The organism is Mycobacterium sp. ACS1612 (assembly GCF_001667505.1).
In the GTDB taxonomy this organism is placed as follows: domain Bacteria; phylum Actinomycetota; class Actinomycetes; order Mycobacteriales; family Mycobacteriaceae; genus Mycobacterium.
Genome location: NZ_LZHZ01000014.1, coordinates 1 through 779, shown reverse-complemented (window position 1 = coordinate 779; position 779 = coordinate 1). Strand labels below are relative to the sequence as shown.

The 779-nt window shown below is 62.3% G+C and carries 1 protein-coding gene; it reads right to left on the bottom strand.

The genetic code is table 11. The annotated features are described in order from the left end of the window. Nucleotides 1-779: cbb3-type cytochrome c oxidase subunit I (locus A5724_RS05305; protein ID WP_197518560.1), on the bottom strand; the 779-nt coding region annotated here is incomplete at both ends.

Sequence of the window (779 nt, the reverse complement as noted above, 5' to 3'; positions counted from 1 at the left end):
ATGAACGTCAGCCAGAAGTGCAGCTTGCCCAGCCGCTCGTCGAGCAGGCGACCGGTCATCTTCGGGAACCAGAAGTAGATGCCGGCATAGGTGGCGAACACGATGGTGCCGAACAGCACGTAGTGGAAGTGCGCCACCACGAAGTAGGAGTCGGTGACGTGGAAGTCCAGCGGCGGGCTGGCCAGCAGCACACCCGACAGACCACCCAGCAGGAAGGTGATCAAAAAGCCGACCGAGAACAGCATCGGTGTCTCGAAGGTCAACTGGCCCTTCCACATCGTGCCGATCCAGTTGAAGAACTTGATCCCGGTCGGCACCGCGATCAGGAACGTCATGAAGCTGAAGAACGGCAACAGCACCGCACCCGTGGCATACATATGGTGCGCCCACACCGCGACGGACAGCGCGGCGATCGACAGCGTCGCGTAGATCAGCGTGGTGTAGCCGAAGATCGGCTTGCGGGAGAACACCGGGAAGATCTCGGTGACGATGCCGAAGAACGGCAGCGCGATGATGTACACCTCGGGGTGGCCGAAGAACCAGAACAGGTGCTGCCACAACAACACACCGCCGTTGGCCGGGTCGTAGATGTGCGCGCCGAGGTGGCGGTCGGCGGCCAGGCCGAACAGCGCCGCGGTCAGCAGCGGGAAGGCCAGCAGCACCAGGATCGACGTCACCAAGATGTTCCAGGTGAAGATCGGCATCCGGAACATCGTCATGCCCGGCGCGCGCATGCACACCACGGTGGTGATCATGTTGACGCCACCAAGGATGGTGCC